Genomic DNA, 14,250 nt, shown 5'->3' on the forward strand with positions numbered 1-14,250 from the left:
GTCAGATTTGGAGTGTAAAACACGAACAAATCTGCCAATCAACCACTGCGCTGAGATGTTGACACGAACTCTGAGTAGTGGAGCTGGGCTTTTTGCCCAGCCTTTTATTTTTTTTATTGCTGGATGAGGAAAACGGAAAGAGGGACTGTTTGGAATGGAAATGAAAGCAGGGCATCTTGGGGTGGAAGTTTGGTTAGATAAGCAAATAAAAATTCCAAGCAAAAACGTTTACAGGTTGGTGATTTATCGTTTTCCTTTACAGTTTGTCGCTTTTGTGGTAAAATTTAGGATAGAAATAAAGTGGAAAGGGGTTGACGTCAGTCAGCCCTTTATGTGTTAAGAAAAAGGAGGTAAAGATGACCAGTATTGTAGAAATCGTTACCCAAACCATCGAGCCAGTGATTCAGGCGCCCTATGAACTAGTGGATGTTGAGTACGGTAAGATGGGTGGGGACTATGTGCTATCCATCTTTATAGACAAGGAAGGTGGCATTAGTTTGCAGGACACGGCGGATTTATCAGAGTTGATTAGTCCCCTCTTGGATACCATCCAACCAGATCCCTTCCCTGATCAGTATATGTTGGAGGTGACCAGTCCAGGTTTGGAACGTCCCTTAAAAACAGCTGCTGCTCTTGAGCAGGCTGTTGGGAAGTATATTCATGTCAAACTTTATCAGGCTATTGACAAGGTTAAGATTTTTGAAGGAACACTCCTGTCATTTGATGGCGAGCAGCTAGAGTTAGAGTACCTAGATAAGACTCGTAAGAAACAAGTGACCATCCCGTATTCAACTGTTGCTAAGGCTCGTTTAGCCGTAAAATTTTAAGTAAGAAAGGACCTTTTGTTACAAAAGGAAATCATCATGAGTAAAGAAATGCTAGAAGCCTTCCGCGTTCTCGAGGAAGACATGGGTATTAACAAAGCAGACATTGTCGAAGCTGTTATGGAGTCTTTGCGTTCTGCTTACAAACGCCGTTATGGTCAGTCTGAATCAGCAGCCATCGAGTTTGATGAGAAAAAAGGAGACTTCCAAGTCTATACAGTTCGTGAAGTTGTTGATGAAGTATTTGATAGCCGCTTGGAAATCAGTTTGAAAGATGCCCTAGCGATTTCATCAGCCTATGAATTGGGAGATAAAATCAAATTTGCGGAATCTCCAGCTGAATTTGGTCGTGTTGCAGCCCAGTCTGCCAAACAGACCATTATGGAAAAAATGCGCAAGCAAAAACGTGCCATTACTTACAATACTTATAAGGCACACGAAAGTGAAATCATGTCTGGAACCGTAGAACGTTTTGACAATCGCTTCATTTACGTAAATTTGGGGACGATCGAAGCACAATTGTCCAAACAAGATCAAATTCCAGGCGAAGTTTTCCAATCTCATGACCGTATCGAAGTTTATGTTTATAAAGTAGAGGACAATGGTCGTGGTGTGAATGTCTTCGTAAGCCGTAGCCATCCAGAGATGATCAAGCGTCTCATGGAACAAGAAATTCCAGAAGTCTATGATGGAACGGTTGAAATCATGAGTGTTTCGCGTGAGGCAGGTGACCGCACCAAGGTCGCTGTACGAAGCCACAATCCAAACGTTGATGCCATCGGTACCATCGTCGGCCGTGGCGGTGCTAACATCAAGAAAATCACTAGCAAGTTCCATCCAGCTCGCTACGATGCTAAGAACGATCGTATGGTTCCAACTGAGGAAAACATCGATGTTATCGAGTGGGTAGCAGACGAAGCTGAGTTCATTTACAACGCTTTGGCACCAGCAGAAGTGGATCAGGTTATCTTCGACACAGAAGATGGCAAACATGCCACAGTAGTAGTTCCGGACGACAAACTATCGCTTGCTATTGGTCGTCGTGGACAAAACGTTCGCCTTGCGGCGCACTTGACAGGTTTCCGTATCGACATCAAGTCAGCGACTGAGTATGAAGCGCTTGAAGCTGCCATGTATGAAGAGGCAGAGCCGGCTGAAATTGAAGAAGCTGACGCAGCAGAATAGTCTGAGTAGGAGGTAGCCATGGCAAAAGCTAGAAAGATACCTTTACGAAAATCAGTTGTATCAGGAGAAATCATTGACAAACGTGATTTACTCCGCATCGTTAAAAACAAGGAAGGTCAGGTCTTTATTGACCCAACAGGCAAGGCAAATGGTCGCGGAGCCTACATCAAGTTGGATAATGACGAAGCTGCCCTAGCCAAGAAGAAACAGGTTTTCAACCGTGCTTTTAGCATGGAAGTAACTCCTGAATTTTACGATGAATTGATTGCCTACGTTGACCACAAGGTCAAAAGGAGAGAGCTTGGACTCGAATAAGACACAGAAAATCCTCAACCTACTGGGCTTAGCCCAGCGAGCAGGTCGTTTGATTTCAGGCGAAGAATTGGTTGTGGAAGCCATTCAGAAAAAACAGGCCAAACTCGTCTTTTTAGCCGAGGATGCTGGTCCCAATCTAAGAAAAAAAATTACTGACAAAAGTCAGACTTATCAAGTAGAAGTTGTAACCGCGTTTTCAACGCTGGAATTAAGCGCCGCTGTCGGAAAGAGCCGTAAAGTTCTTGCTGTGACAGACGCTGGATTTACTAAGAAGATGAGGTCTATTATGGAATAGAACAGGAGGACAAGGTATTGTCTAAGAAGAGATTGTACGAAATTGCCAAAGAACTTGGCAAAGAAAGTAAAGAAATCGTCGCCAAGGCTAAGGAACTTGGGGCGGATGTAAAAAGTCATTCTTCAAGTGTTGAAGCTGATATTGCTCAAAAAATTGTTGCCAGCTTCTCAGCTACAAAAGCAAGTGGCGCGACACCGGAGAAAAAGGCAGCAGAACCAGCTCCAATCGCTACTGTAGCGCCTAGGGTTTCAGAAGAAAAAGTTGCCGTAGTTTCGAAAGAAGCGGCACCTGTACAAGCTGTACAAAGACCGAAAAGTCGTAACTTTAAGGCTGAACGGGAGGCAAGGGCAAAAGAACAGGCTGAACGTCGCCAACAAGGACGATCTGCCCATCAAGGACAGCAGGATAGACGAGGTGGACAAGACCGTCGTGACCAACAAGGTCGCAAGGACCGTCGAGATCAAGGGACAGGGGAACGTCGTGAGTTTCAAGGACGTGAACGCCGTCAAGATCAAGGCAGAGACCGTCGCCAAGATCAGGGACGCGATCGTCGTCCACAAGGTGACAAGCCAGGTTTTGGTCGTCAGACCAATCAGCGCCCTGTTGAACCGGCAGCACCGAAAATTGATTTCAAAGCTAGAGCAGCAGCATTAAAAGCTGAGCAAAATGCAGAATATGCTCGCAGCAGCGAAGAACGTTTCAGACAGGCACAAGAAGCTAAGAAAAAAGTCGTGAAACAAAAAGAAATCAAATTTGAAGAGCCAGTTGTGGAGACAAAACCATTTGTCAAACCAGAGGCTACTCCAATTGAAACAGCAAACGCTGATACTCGTCGTAAGAAACAAGCTCGACCAGACAAGAAGCGTGACTTTAATAGTGACGAAGAAGATGGTCCACGGAAACAACAAAGAAATCGAAATAGTCAAAATCAAGTGAGAAATCAAAGAAATAGTAACTGGAATAACAACAAGAAAAACAAAAAAGGCAAGAGCAACCAACCTGTTAAGCCTGTCACAGAGCGCAAGTTCCACGAATTGCCAAGTGAATTTGAATACACAGCTGGTATGACCGTCGCAGAAATTGCAAAACGGATCAAACGCGAACCTGCCGAAATCGTGAAGAAACTCTTCCTCATGGGTGTCATGGCAACACAGAACCAATCTCTGGACGGCGATACCATTGAACTCCTTATGGTTGATTACGGCATCGAAGCCAAAGAAAAAGTAGAAGTGGACAATGCAGACATCGAGCGTTTCTTCGTCGAAGAAGGCTATCTCAATGAAGAAGAGATGACAGAGCGTCCACCAGTTGTGACCATCATGGGACACGTTGACCATGGTAAAACAACCTTGTTGGATACCCTACGTAATTCTCGTGTTGCTACTGGAGAAGCTGGTGGTATCACACAGCATATCGGTGCCTACCAAATTGAGGAAGCTGGTAAGAAGATTACCTTCTTGGATACGCCTGGACACGCGGCCTTTACGTCTATGCGTGCTCGTGGTGCATCTGTTACCGACTTGACAATCTTGGTCGTTGCGGCAGATGATGGTGTTATGCCACAGACAATCGAGGCTATCAACCACTCAAAAGCAGCTAATGTACCAATCATTGTAGCTATCAACAAGATTGACAAGCCAGGTGCAAACCCAGAGCGTGTCATCGGTGAATTGGCTGAACACGGTGTTATCTCAACTGCCTGGGGCGGTGAGTCTGAATTCGTAGAAATTTCTGCTAAATTCAACCAAAACATTGATGAATTGTTGGAAACGGTTCTTCTTGTAGCTGAAATCCAAGAACTCAAGGCAGATCCTACTGTGCGTGCAATCGGTACGGTTATCGAAGCGCATTTGGATAAAGGAAAAGGTGCCGTTGCAACCCTCCTTGTTCAACAAGGTACGCTCAATGTGCAAGATCCAATCGTTGTCGGAAATACCTTTGGTCGTGTTCGTGCCATGACAAATGACCTTGGTCGTCGTGTCAAAGTTGCAGGACCTTCTACACCAGTATCTATTACAGGTCTCAATGAAGCACCGATGGCTGGTGATCATTTCGCGGTTTATGAGGATGAAAAATCTGCGCGTGCAGCAGGTGAAGAACGTGCTAAACGTGCTCTTCTTAAACAACGTCAAGCAACGCAACGTGTCAGTCTTGAAAACCTCTTTGATACCCTTAAAGCTGGTGAAGTTAAGTCTGTTAATGTGATCATCAAGGCCGATGTACAAGGATCTGTTGAAGCTCTTGCTTCGTCCCTTCAGAAAATCGAAGTGGAAGGTGTGCGTGTCAATATCGTTCACTCAGCAGTTGGTGCCATCAACGAATCAGACATCACCCTTGCGGAAGCATCGAACGCACTCGTTATCGGTTTCAACGTTCGTCCAACTGCCGAAGCCCGCAACCAAGCGGAAGCGGATGATGTAGAAGTACGTCTCCACAGTATCATCTACAAGGTAATTGAAGAGATGGAAGATGCCATGAAAGGTATGTTGGATCCTGAGTACGAAGAAAAAATCATCGGTGAAGCGATCATCCGTGAAACCTTTAAAGTGTCTAAAGTCGGCACAATCGGTGGTTTCATGGTTGTACGTGGTAAGGTTACCCGTGATTCAAGTGTCCGTGTCATCCGTGATGGTGTTGTTATCTTTGACGGTAAATTGGCGAGCTTGAAGCGTTACAAAGACGATGTGAAAGAAGTCGGTAATGCCCAAGAAGGTGGTTTGATGATTGAAAACTACAACGACATCCGTGTAGACGATACCATCGAAGCCTACATCATGGAAGAAATTAAGAAATAATCTTTTCTCAAGAATGAACTATCTTATAGAGTAATCGTTTGAGAAGCTGACCATTAGTTATAGAAGATAGTAGGTTTGAGGCAATAGCCTTCAAACTTACTAGGATTTTTCAAGCTGAGGAAACTCAGCTTTTCTATCATGTAAGAAAGGAAAAAATATGGCAAACCATTTTCGTACAGACCGTGTAGGGATGGAGATTAAGCGTGAAGTCAATGAGATTTTGCAAAAGAAAGTCCGCGATCCTCGTGTACAAGGTGTGACTATCACCGATGTCCAGATGGTTGGGGATTTGTCGCTGGCAAAGGTTTACTATACTATTATGAGTAACCTAGCTTCTGACAATCAAAAAGCCCAAACAGGTCTGGAAAAAGCAACGGGAACCATAAAGAGAGAATTAGGCCGCAAGCTGACTCTTTATAAAATCCCTGACTTGGTCTTTGAAAAAGACCAATCAATTGAGTACGGCAACAAGATTGACCAAATGTTGCGTGACCTAGAACAAAAATAGAAAAGCTGGACAAACCAGCTTTTTCTTTTTAATTAAAATTTACAGACAATTCAAAGAATGATATACTATATGGGAATATGTTTGAGTGAGGTGAACTATGGCACAAGAGCAGGAGAAAATCTCCAGAGAAAAGAAAAAAGCCCTCTTGAAGCGGCTCAAAGAACATATCAAGCCCAAGATGAAGCTGGTCTATTTGGCAGCCTTTCTATCCTGGGTGCAATTTTTGATGCGGATTATTTCCTTCTATTTGATTGCTAAGGGCTTTGTGACCTACTATGAGGGTGGGCAGGTTGATTTAGTAGGGTTTGTCCTCATCTTGCTAGAGCTTAATGCCTTTGGATATGGTGTAGCCCTGATTGCCAAGCGTTTGCAGGGCTTGGGCTCCCAGTTTGCTCGGGATTCGCTCAAACAGTCTTTCTTTGAGGCCCTCTTGGTCAAGGACGGTCAGTTTGAGTCAAAAGCGACAGCAGCAGATGTCTTTAACATCGCTTCGCAAGGGATTGACAGCCTGGATACCTACTATTCCTACTACATGGCATCTTCCTTGCGGACCCAGTTCAACTGTGCGACTGTGCTCTTGCTAGTCTTTCTGATTTTCCCGTTGGGTGCGGTCATTTTCATCTTGGCCTTGCCTTTGATTCCCATTTCCATTATCGCTATGCAGAAGCGGTCCAAGCGGATCATGAATCGCTACTGGGGCTCCTACATGGATGTGGGCAATCTTTTCTTGGACGACCTCAAGGGGCTCAACACCCTCTATTCCTATCAGGCAGACGCAGCTTATGAAAAGACCTTCAATGAGCAGGCGGAGGACTTCCGCGATGCGACCATGGAGTTGCTCAGTTTCCAACTGCAAGCGGTAGGTTACATGGATGCGGTCATGTATCTGGGGATTGGTCTGTCTGGTTTTGTGGCGGTCAATAGCCTAGCGACAGGCAATCTTTCCCTCTTTAGTATGCTTTTCTTTGTCCTCATTGCGACGGAGTTTTTTGCACCAATACGGGAGCAGGGCTACGGTATGCACTTGGTCATGATGAATACCAAGATGGCGGATCGCATTTTTGGTTTCTTGGACAGCATGACAGCGGAGCAGGAAATCGATGCTGCCCATGTGCCTGCTTTTGACAGTCTGAAACTGGAAAATCTGGCCTTTGCCTACGGAGAAAAGCCAGTCCTAGAAGATATTTCCATGACCATGACGGCTGGCAAGGTCTATGCCTTGGCCGGTGAGTCAGGGAAGGGGAAAACGACCTTGGCCCAGCTGCTCTTGCGACGCTTGCGGGCGGATAAGGGGGCGATTTACTTGGGTGAGCAGGAAATTTCTACTGTCAGTCAGGTGTCTCTGAATGAACAAGTCCTCTATGTGTCGGGCCAGTCAGCCTTGCTCAACCAGTCAATCTATGAGAATTTACGCATGGCTGGTGATTGGACCAAGGAGGACATCTTGGCTTGGGCAGATCAGCATGGGGTCTTGCAGTTTGTTAAGAATCTGCCAGACGGTCTAGACACGATTGTGGGCGATGACGGTGCTTTCTTGTCACCAGGTCAACGCCAGCAGGTCATCTGTGCCCGTGCGGTCTTGGCCAAACGCTCGCTCTATATCTTTGACGAGGTGACGTCTAGCGTCGATCAGGACAATGAAGGTCTGATTTACGATTTGATTAACCTGGTTGCAAAAGATGCGGTTGTCATTATTATTACTCATAAGATGAAGCAGGTGGAGCAGGCAGATGACATTCTCTTCTTGTCTTCGGAGGGAGCTGTGACAGGCAGTCATACCACACTTTATCAGTCTAGCTCGGCCTATCGTCAGCTGGTCGATCAACAAAGAGAATTGGAGGAAGCCGTTTATGGATAAGAAAGAAATGCCGACACGGGTGCTGATTCCAAGACTCTTGGGCTCGATGAAGCATCTCTTGCCACGGATTGCGGTGGCGGTTTGCTTTGCGGTCTTGGGACAGGTGGTGACCATTGCTATTCCAGTAACCCTGGTCTATCTGGCTTTTGATGCCCTTGCTGGCAATCCTGCTCCGCTATGGACCTTGGGAACTCTAGTCATTCTAGCTCTTCTGCGTGGTGCCTTCCGCTATGGCGAGCACTACTTTGGTCATTATGTGGCCTTTCATACCTTGGCGGCCTACCGCCGTCTGATTTTTGCAAAATTGCGGGCCTTGGCTCCTGGGAAATTGGACCGGCAGGACAGTGGTAGCCTGCTCAAGATGATTGGGGAGGACATCGAGGCCTTGGAGGTTTTCTTTGCCCATACCATTGCCCCGATTTGTACAGGGATTTTGGTGGCTCTTGGCTTGACGGTTTATTTTGGTCTATCCAGCTGGGGCTTGTCCCTTATAGCTTTGGTAACCTACGCCCTTTTAGCGATTGCGATTCCAAATCGATTTGCCCAGCAGTTACAACCCTTGCTCAAGGAGCAAAATGCCAGTCGCAAGGGCTATGTTTCCTACTTTATCGAAAGTCTGAAGAGCATGAAGGATCTCATGCAATTCCAGCAGACAGATGCTCGGTTTGCCAATCTGACACAGAAAAGTCAAGAGGTCAATGGTCAGGAGCGAAAGGTTGCCCAGACCAACTTTATGCAGTATGCTGTTTCCTTTTTGGTGGTAGGCCTGTCTATCATGGGCTTTGCCTGGCTGACTTTTGACTTGGTCGGCAGTCAGAGCTTGGACTTAGCGACGGGAGTAGCCCTTCTGGTGTCCTTTACCAGTTCCTTTGCTCCCTTCTTGGAACTCAGCCGTCTGCCTCTTGGTTTCAAGCGGGCTATGAATGCTGGTCGGAACATCTATGCTCTTTTGGACGAAAAAGAAGCAGAGCGAACAGGTGGCTTGGTTGAGGTCAGCGTGACAGATATTGCTATTGAGCAAGTTGACTTCGACTATGATGATCGTGAAACAGGGCTCTATCGTAATCTGTCTGTTCAGTTTGAACAGGGTGGCATCATTGGTCTGGTCGGTGAGTCTGGTGCAGGAAAGTCCACCTTGATGAAACTGATCATGCGGTGGTATGACTGGCAGCAAGGTCAAATCCGTCTGTCTGGCTTGGATAGTCGGAAGGTGGACAAGGCTCATTTGCAGAGGTCCTTTACCTATGTGCCTCAGGTACCGCAAATCTTCCGCCAGACCATTCGGGAAAATCTTGTCTTGGGTCGGACGGATGTGTCAGACGAAACTATCATGGACTTGGCAGAAAAATGCCACATGAAAGAACGGATTTTGGCAGCACCGCAGGGTTTGGATACGATTGTGGAAGCCAGTGACTTTTCAGCAGGAGAAGGACAACGCCTGGAACTCATGCGGGCCCTGCTCAAAAATGCGGACTGCTATATCTTTGATGAGCCGACCAGTAACCTGGATTCGCTCAATGAAGCTCGCTTTATCCAGCTGGTCAAGGCACACTGTCAGGGCATGGTCTTCTTGATTTCCCATAGAAGCTCAACCATGGCTTGTGCAGATACCATTTTCCGCTTGGAAGACGGACAATTAGTAAAGGAAAAATAAATGAAACAATTAAAAATGAAGGACCTCATGGTGACGGGGGCTTTTGCTGGGTTGTATTTTCTGTGTGTGGGTCTGGGGACCTTGATTGGTGTCTTTTTTGACCGGTCAGGCAATATGATGTACGCTCCGGCTTTTGCGGCACTCTTGGCTGGTCCGGTTTATATGCTCTTGATTGCCAAGGTTGGCAAGTTTGGCTCTATCAGTTTGGTCGGTGCGGTCATGGCCTGTTTCTTTTTCCTGTCAGGCTATATGACAGCGGCCTTTCTGCCTAGTTTAACCTTTGGCTTGCTAGGAGATTGGGTAGCCAAGCTCGGTGCTTATAAGAATAAATGGAGCAACCTCCTGAGCTTTGCGGTCTTCTCTTTTGGCAATCTGGGACCCATTATTCTCATGTGGCTCATGCGGGATGCCTATGAAGCTAATCTTTTGGCCCGTGGTAAGTCGGCTGAATATGTAGCCCATGTCATACTGGACTTTACACCGGGAAATGTCCTTTGGTTATCTTTTACCATTATCTTGGCAGCTAGTCTGAGCGGCCTCTTTGGACAATACATGGTCAAACGCTATTTTGATCGTTCAGGTTTGGTCGGATGAAACTCGATGCACGCAGTAAAATTCTTTTGGTCATGTTCACCAGTTTGACCTACGGAATGCGGCTGAGCGGCCTGGAAAATGCAGTCTTGGTCTGTGGACTGAGCCTGCTTTTCTGGTTTTCTGGCAAGCCTAAAATGGCCTTGGTCGGCCTGCTGGGCTATGGTCTTTTCCTCGGACTTTCTTATTGGACAGTTCTACCTGGCCTCTTGCTCCACTTGGTTGTTCTTATGACCTACATCTGGCCGCCGCTCTTGGCAGGGCACTTGCTCCTCATGACCACTAGCAGTTATGAGCTCATTCATGGCTTGCGGAAATGGCGATTGCCCGAAGCCTTCCTCTTGACCTTGGGTGTCATGTTTCGCTTTTTGCCAGCCATTAAGTCGGACGCCCGGCATATCCAGGCTTCTCTGAAGGTCAGGGGAATCTTTCTCAGCAAGTGGGCTCTATTTGTCCAACCGCTACGTTATATGGAATATTTTTTGGTCCCCCTCATGCTCTCTCTTTTGGCAACTGCCCAAGATTTGACGGTGGCGACCTTGACCAAGGGGATTGCTCTGAGCGGTCGTCCTAGTGAATTTGTCAAGTCAGGCTGGACTTGGCTAGATTGGAGTCTTTGCCTATGTTGTCTAATCTTTCTTCTATTGACACGACTATCAAGATAAACAATCTTCAGGTGACTTACGCAGCTGCGGACAAACCAGCCCTTCAAATTGAGGATTTGACTATTCCAGCTGGGCAGTGCGTGGTCCTTTGCGGACCCAGTGGCTCTGGCAAATCAAGTCTGCTCAAGTTGCTCAATGGTCTTATCCCAGAATACTATCCAGCTCAGGTGACTGGACAGGTTTTTCTAGGTCAGTTAGACCTGAGACAAGCTAGCGTAGAAGACCTATCCTACCATGTGGCTTCGGTCTTTCAGAATCCTGCCACCCAGTTTTTCCATACCCAAGTCCTGCATGAGCTGGTCTTTCCCTGTGAAAATCAGGGGCTTTCAGCGGAGGAGATTGCAGTTCGCTTGGAGGAGGTCAATCATCTCTTTCAGCTGGAAACCTTCTATGACAAGCCAATCTTTCAGCTGTCAGGTGGGCAGAAGCAGTTGATTGCTTTGGCAACGGCCACCATGCAGGGCAGTCCCATTTTGCTTTTGGATGAGCCGACAGCCAATCTGTACCAGGAGGCTGTTCACAAGGTCCAGGGAGTCCTGCGCAAGCTCAAGCAAGAAGGCAAGACTATTATCATCGCTGAGCATCTCTTGGCCTACCTGACGGATCTGGCTGACCGCTACCTCTATTTTCAGGAGGGGCAGTTGGTGGCAGACTATCCGGCCGGTGACTTCCTGCATCGGACAGAAAAGTGCCGTCAGGATATGGGCTTGCGGTGCTACGATGCGGAGCCTTATCGGCGGGCAATAGCAGAGCAGGCCAGCCAGTTTAAGTCTGACCAAGAAGGCTTGTCCATTGGCAACTTGTCCGTCAGCCAAGCTGGCCAGCTTCTTTATAAGATAGAGCAGCTTTGTCTGAAACCTGGTCAGGTAGTCGGTCTTGTCGGACCAAATGGGTCTGGCAAGACCAGTCTGGCTCGTTACCTAGTTGGCTTAGAAGTGGACAAGGCCAGTCAGATTACCTGGCAAGGCAAAGCCTTATCTCCTCGACAAAGTCTAGAAAAAACCAGCTTTGTTATGCAGGATGTCCACTTGCAACTCTTTGCTGAAACAGTTCGTAGAGAACTCACCCTGGGGCAAAAAGGCAAGCAGCTTGATAAAGCGCTGATTAGCCGTTTTCGTTTGGAAGACTTGTTGGACAGGCACCCAGTAGGCTTGTCAGGCGGTGAGCAGCAACGCTTGATGATTGTAGCAAGCTTATTGGCGGATAAGGATATCCTCATCTTTGACGAGCCTTCTAGCGGATTGGATCTGGCTCAAATGAAGGAACTGGCTAAGGCTCTGGCATTTTTAAAGAAAGAAAAGAAGCTGGTCCTTCTTATCTCGCACGATGAGGAGCTCTTGGCGATGGTCTGTGATAAAATCATCGCTATCGAATCTCTAAAAACTGTCTGAGGGCAGTTTTTTTATTTTAAGGTTTCTTTTGGTTATCTTTAATCTTTCTTTTAGGAAGGACCTGTAAACTAAGAGCATACAAGGGAGGGCGTATGGTCCACTTGATAGAAAAAGAGGTAGAAATAATGAAACAACAATCGCTTAAAAAATGGATTTACTCTGCTGTAACGATTATGAGTGTCGGAGTATTGGCTGCTTGCTCATCAACAACGAGCTCGACAACTTCAAGCTCATCTTCTAGTCAGGTGACAACTGCGAGCTCGTCAAGTTCAGCATCTTCATCTAGTTCAGAGTCAACTTCAAGTATTGACTGGTCAGCACTTCCAATGACAGAAGTTAGCTTGACTGATGAAGGTTTAACTATCACAGAAGGCGGAACCTATGTCTTGACAGGTTCTACAACAGGCGGTGTGACGGTTGAAACAGATGCAAATGTTCGTATCATCTTGGCTGGGGCAACGATTTCAAGTTCAGATACAGCGGCTATCAACGTTATTTCGGCAGACAATGTTGAGATTGAGTTGCAAGACGGTACAGAAAATACTGTTAAGGATTCAAGTACTCACTCTGATACCAATATCGAAGGGGCAATTCATGTAGAAGCAGATTTGACTATTACAGGTAATGGTAGCCTGACTGTAGAAGGGAACTTCCAAGACGGTATCGTATCAACAGATGACATGGTTATCAATGCAGGTAATATCAAGGTTACTGCAGCAGATGACGGTATTCGTGGTAAGGATTCTATGACAATCAATGGTGGAACGATTGATGTAACAGTTGGTGGTGATGGTATCAAGTCAACTAATGACTCAGACACAACCAAAGGCTATACAACTATCACAGGCGGTACGATTACAGTGGCTGCTGGTGATGACGGGATTAAAGCAGAAATGGCCTTGACCATCGATGGTGGAGATATTACTGTGTCAGAATCCCTCGAGGCTCTTGAAGGTACCAATATTACGATTAACGGTGGTACATTGGATGTGTATGGTGCAGATGATGCCATCAATGCAGCGAGCACGATTTCTACGGATATCTTTATCAAGGTAACAGGCGGAGACTTGAAAGTTGCAGTAGGAAGTGGAGATACAGATGCCTTCGATGCTAACGGTGACATCTACATCTCTGGTGGTACCATCGATGTAACCGCACCAACATCAGCCTTCGACTTTGATGGCACGGCAGAATTGACCGGTGGAACAGTCACTGTCAACGGAGAACAGATTACGCAAATCACAGCAACAGGACCAGGCGCTGGTGGTCACGGTGGCTGGTAAAAATAGAAAAACCATGAGTTTCAAAAGAAGACTCATGGTTTTTTTGACGATTCCATATTGGGGAGATTGATTTGGTATTTGATAATGAGCAGGCGGAGGATGAAGAAGATTAAAAAGAGACAGGAGAAGGTTGGTATACGTGAGAAACCTAGTTCGACAACGAGAAGGTGGTAAGACAATCCGGTGAAAAATGCCAGTAAGGCATAGACATCTTCCTTGAGAACAGAGGGAGTTTCATTTACCAATAAATCACGAATAATCCCACCGCCGACACCAGTCAAACTGGCCAAAATCCCAGTTGCCATTGGATTAAGATTGGCTTCAATCCCAGTGCTAGCACCCAAGAGGGCAAAAATTACTAGTCCAATAGCATCAAAGAGCAAGTTGATGCGCGCCAAATAGAGATAGAATTTTCGATCTAAGGGATGCTCACTTTTGGCATTGGAAACTACTACATACATAATGAGAGAGACAGCGATGGATAAGTAAATCGGTGATGGCTCAACCAAAGCAGCAGGAATGCGCCCGACCAAACTGTCTCGAATCATTCCTCCTCCGACAGCAGTCACAATGGCTAACAAGGTAATGCCAAAAATATCTAGTTTTTTCTTAAAGCCTTTGACCACCCCAGAGACGGCAAAGGCAATGGTACCAACATAGTTGGAAACCAGCAAAAATGTCTCAAAATCCATAGAATCCTCCTTTTTCATAGTAGCACATTTGGGTAGCGGAAGCAAGATGAAAAGTTTGTGAAAAGTGACTCTGTTTTCATTTCAAGTTAACAACTCGGACATTGTGAAAAACTGCACGAAACAAGAGTTTTTAGACTTTTTTTCACTTTAAGAAAACGGTTCAAAAATTTGCCATTTGTGAAAGATTAGTCTAT

Annotated in this window: 13 protein-coding genes and 2 pseudogenes; 14 read left to right on the forward strand and 1 reads right to left on the reverse strand. The window is 46.2% G+C overall.

Going from position 1 to position 14,250, the window contains the following annotated elements:
- The first annotated feature begins 154 nt into the window (after positions 1-154).
- From PXH68_RS01835 to PXH68_RS01895, 14 genes and pseudogenes are all read left to right on the forward strand, one after another.
- Positions 155-340 (forward strand): hypothetical protein, encoded by a 186-nt coding sequence (locus tag PXH68_RS01835; RefSeq protein WP_248027166.1) that lies wholly within the window; start codon positions 155-157, stop codon positions 338-340.
- Between the two features lie 16 nt (positions 341-356).
- The gene (rimP, locus tag PXH68_RS01840) at positions 357-827 is read left to right on the forward strand and encodes a ribosome maturation factor RimP (protein ID WP_248027164.1); all 471 of its coding nucleotides are present in this window, start codon (positions 357-359) and stop codon (positions 825-827) included.
- A 36-nt stretch (positions 828-863) separates the two neighbouring features.
- Positions 864-2,009 (forward strand): transcription termination factor NusA, encoded by a 1,146-nt coding sequence (gene nusA / locus PXH68_RS01845; protein ID WP_248027162.1) that lies wholly within the window; start codon positions 864-866, stop codon positions 2,007-2,009.
- A gap of 18 nt (positions 2,010-2,027) precedes the next feature.
- The gene (gene rnpM / locus PXH68_RS01850; RefSeq protein ID WP_248027160.1) at positions 2,028-2,324 is read left to right on the forward strand and encodes an RNase P modulator RnpM; all 297 of its coding nucleotides are present in this window, start codon (positions 2,028-2,030) and stop codon (positions 2,322-2,324) included.
- Entirely contained in the window at positions 2,311-2,619 is a 309-nt protein-coding gene (locus PXH68_RS01855) for a YlxQ-related RNA-binding protein (protein WP_158455660.1), read from the forward strand. Before rnpM ends, PXH68_RS01855 begins: the two co-directional genes overlap by 14 nt.
- 17 nt (positions 2,620-2,636) lie before the next feature.
- Positions 2,637-2,993: pseudogene (locus tag PXH68_RS09870) on the forward strand (translation initiation factor IF-2 N-terminal domain-containing protein); the annotation flags it as partial.
- A 144-nt stretch (positions 2,994-3,137) separates the two neighbouring features.
- Positions 3,138-5,414 (forward strand): annotated as a pseudogene (gene infB / locus PXH68_RS01860) (translation initiation factor IF-2); the annotation flags it as partial.
- Between the two features lie 157 nt (positions 5,415-5,571).
- Positions 5,572-5,922 (forward strand): 30S ribosome-binding factor RbfA, encoded by a 351-nt coding sequence (gene rbfA, locus PXH68_RS01865; protein ID WP_248027157.1) that lies wholly within the window; start codon positions 5,572-5,574, stop codon positions 5,920-5,922.
- A 97-nt stretch (positions 5,923-6,019) separates the two neighbouring features.
- Positions 6,020-7,780 (forward strand): ABC transporter ATP-binding protein/permease, encoded by a 1,761-nt coding sequence (locus PXH68_RS01870; protein WP_248027154.1) that lies wholly within the window; start codon positions 6,020-6,022, stop codon positions 7,778-7,780.
- Positions 7,773-9,434 carry an ABC transporter ATP-binding protein gene (locus tag PXH68_RS01875; RefSeq protein WP_248027152.1) on the forward strand — a complete coding sequence of 554 codons (1,662 nt, stop codon included), beginning with the start codon at positions 7,773-7,775 and terminating at the stop codon, positions 9,432-9,434. Before PXH68_RS01870 ends, PXH68_RS01875 begins: the two co-directional genes overlap by 8 nt.
- Positions 9,435-10,028, forward strand: a complete 594-nt coding sequence (locus PXH68_RS01880) for an MptD family putative ECF transporter S component (RefSeq protein WP_248027150.1) — start codon at positions 9,435-9,437, stop codon at positions 10,026-10,028.
- The gene (locus PXH68_RS01885) at positions 10,025-10,690 is read left to right on the forward strand and encodes an energy-coupling factor transporter transmembrane component T (protein ID WP_248027149.1); all 666 of its coding nucleotides are present in this window, start codon (positions 10,025-10,027) and stop codon (positions 10,688-10,690) included. The genes PXH68_RS01880 and PXH68_RS01885 overlap by 4 nt, the downstream gene beginning before the upstream one ends.
- Positions 10,648-12,081 (forward strand): ABC transporter ATP-binding protein, encoded by a 1,434-nt coding sequence (locus PXH68_RS01890; RefSeq protein WP_248027147.1) that lies wholly within the window; start codon positions 10,648-10,650, stop codon positions 12,079-12,081. The genes PXH68_RS01885 and PXH68_RS01890 overlap by 43 nt, the downstream gene beginning before the upstream one ends.
- Before the next feature lie 92 nt (positions 12,082-12,173).
- A complete protein-coding gene (locus PXH68_RS01895; protein ID WP_316715758.1) occupies positions 12,174-13,364 on the forward strand; it encodes a carbohydrate-binding domain-containing protein in 1,191 nt (396 codons plus the stop codon).
- A 32-nt stretch (positions 13,365-13,396) separates the two neighbouring features.
- Here the strand turns inward: PXH68_RS01895 and PXH68_RS01900 are convergent, their stop codons facing one another.
- Complete coding sequence (locus PXH68_RS01900) at positions 13,397-14,056, reverse strand: trimeric intracellular cation channel family protein (protein ID WP_205031353.1); 660 nt, start codon at positions 14,054-14,056, stop codon at positions 13,397-13,399.
- Between the last annotated feature and the right edge of the window lie 194 nt (positions 14,057-14,250).

The organism is Streptococcus sp. 29896 (genome assembly GCF_032594915.1).
In the GTDB taxonomy this organism is placed as follows: Bacteria; Bacillota; Bacilli; order Lactobacillales; family Streptococcaceae; genus Streptococcus; species Streptococcus suivaginalis.

Excerpts from the sequence above, each read along its gene's own strand:
- PXH68_RS01835 (WP_248027166.1), top strand. The coding sequence starts at position 155 with ATGGAAATGAAAGCAGGGCATCTTGGGGTGGAAGTTTGGTTAGATAAG.
- rimP (WP_248027164.1), top strand. The coding sequence starts at position 357 with ATGACCAGTATTGTAGAAATCGTTACCCAAACCATCGAGCCAGTGATT.
- nusA (WP_248027162.1), top strand. The coding sequence starts at position 864 with ATGAGTAAAGAAATGCTAGAAGCCTTCCGCGTTCTCGAGGAAGACATG.
- rnpM (WP_248027160.1), top strand. The coding sequence starts at position 2,028 with ATGGCAAAAGCTAGAAAGATACCTTTACGAAAATCAGTTGTATCAGGA.
- rbfA (WP_248027157.1), top strand. The coding sequence starts at position 5,572 with ATGGCAAACCATTTTCGTACAGACCGTGTAGGGATGGAGATTAAGCGT.
- PXH68_RS01870 (WP_248027154.1), top strand. The coding sequence starts at position 6,020 with ATGGCACAAGAGCAGGAGAAAATCTCCAGAGAAAAGAAAAAAGCCCTC.
- PXH68_RS01875 (WP_248027152.1), top strand. The coding sequence starts at position 7,773 with ATGGATAAGAAAGAAATGCCGACACGGGTGCTGATTCCAAGACTCTTG.
- PXH68_RS01880 (WP_248027150.1), top strand. The coding sequence starts at position 9,435 with ATGAAACAATTAAAAATGAAGGACCTCATGGTGACGGGGGCTTTTGCT.
- PXH68_RS01885 (WP_248027149.1), top strand. The coding sequence starts at position 10,025 with ATGAAACTCGATGCACGCAGTAAAATTCTTTTGGTCATGTTCACCAGT.
- PXH68_RS01890 (WP_248027147.1), top strand. The coding sequence starts at position 10,648 with ATGTTGTCTAATCTTTCTTCTATTGACACGACTATCAAGATAAACAAT.
- PXH68_RS01895 (WP_316715758.1), top strand. The coding sequence starts at position 12,174 with ATGGTCCACTTGATAGAAAAAGAGGTAGAAATAATGAAACAACAATCG.
- PXH68_RS01900 (WP_205031353.1), bottom strand. The coding sequence starts at position 14,056 with ATGGATTTTGAGACATTTTTGCTGGTTTCCAACTATGTTGGTACCATT.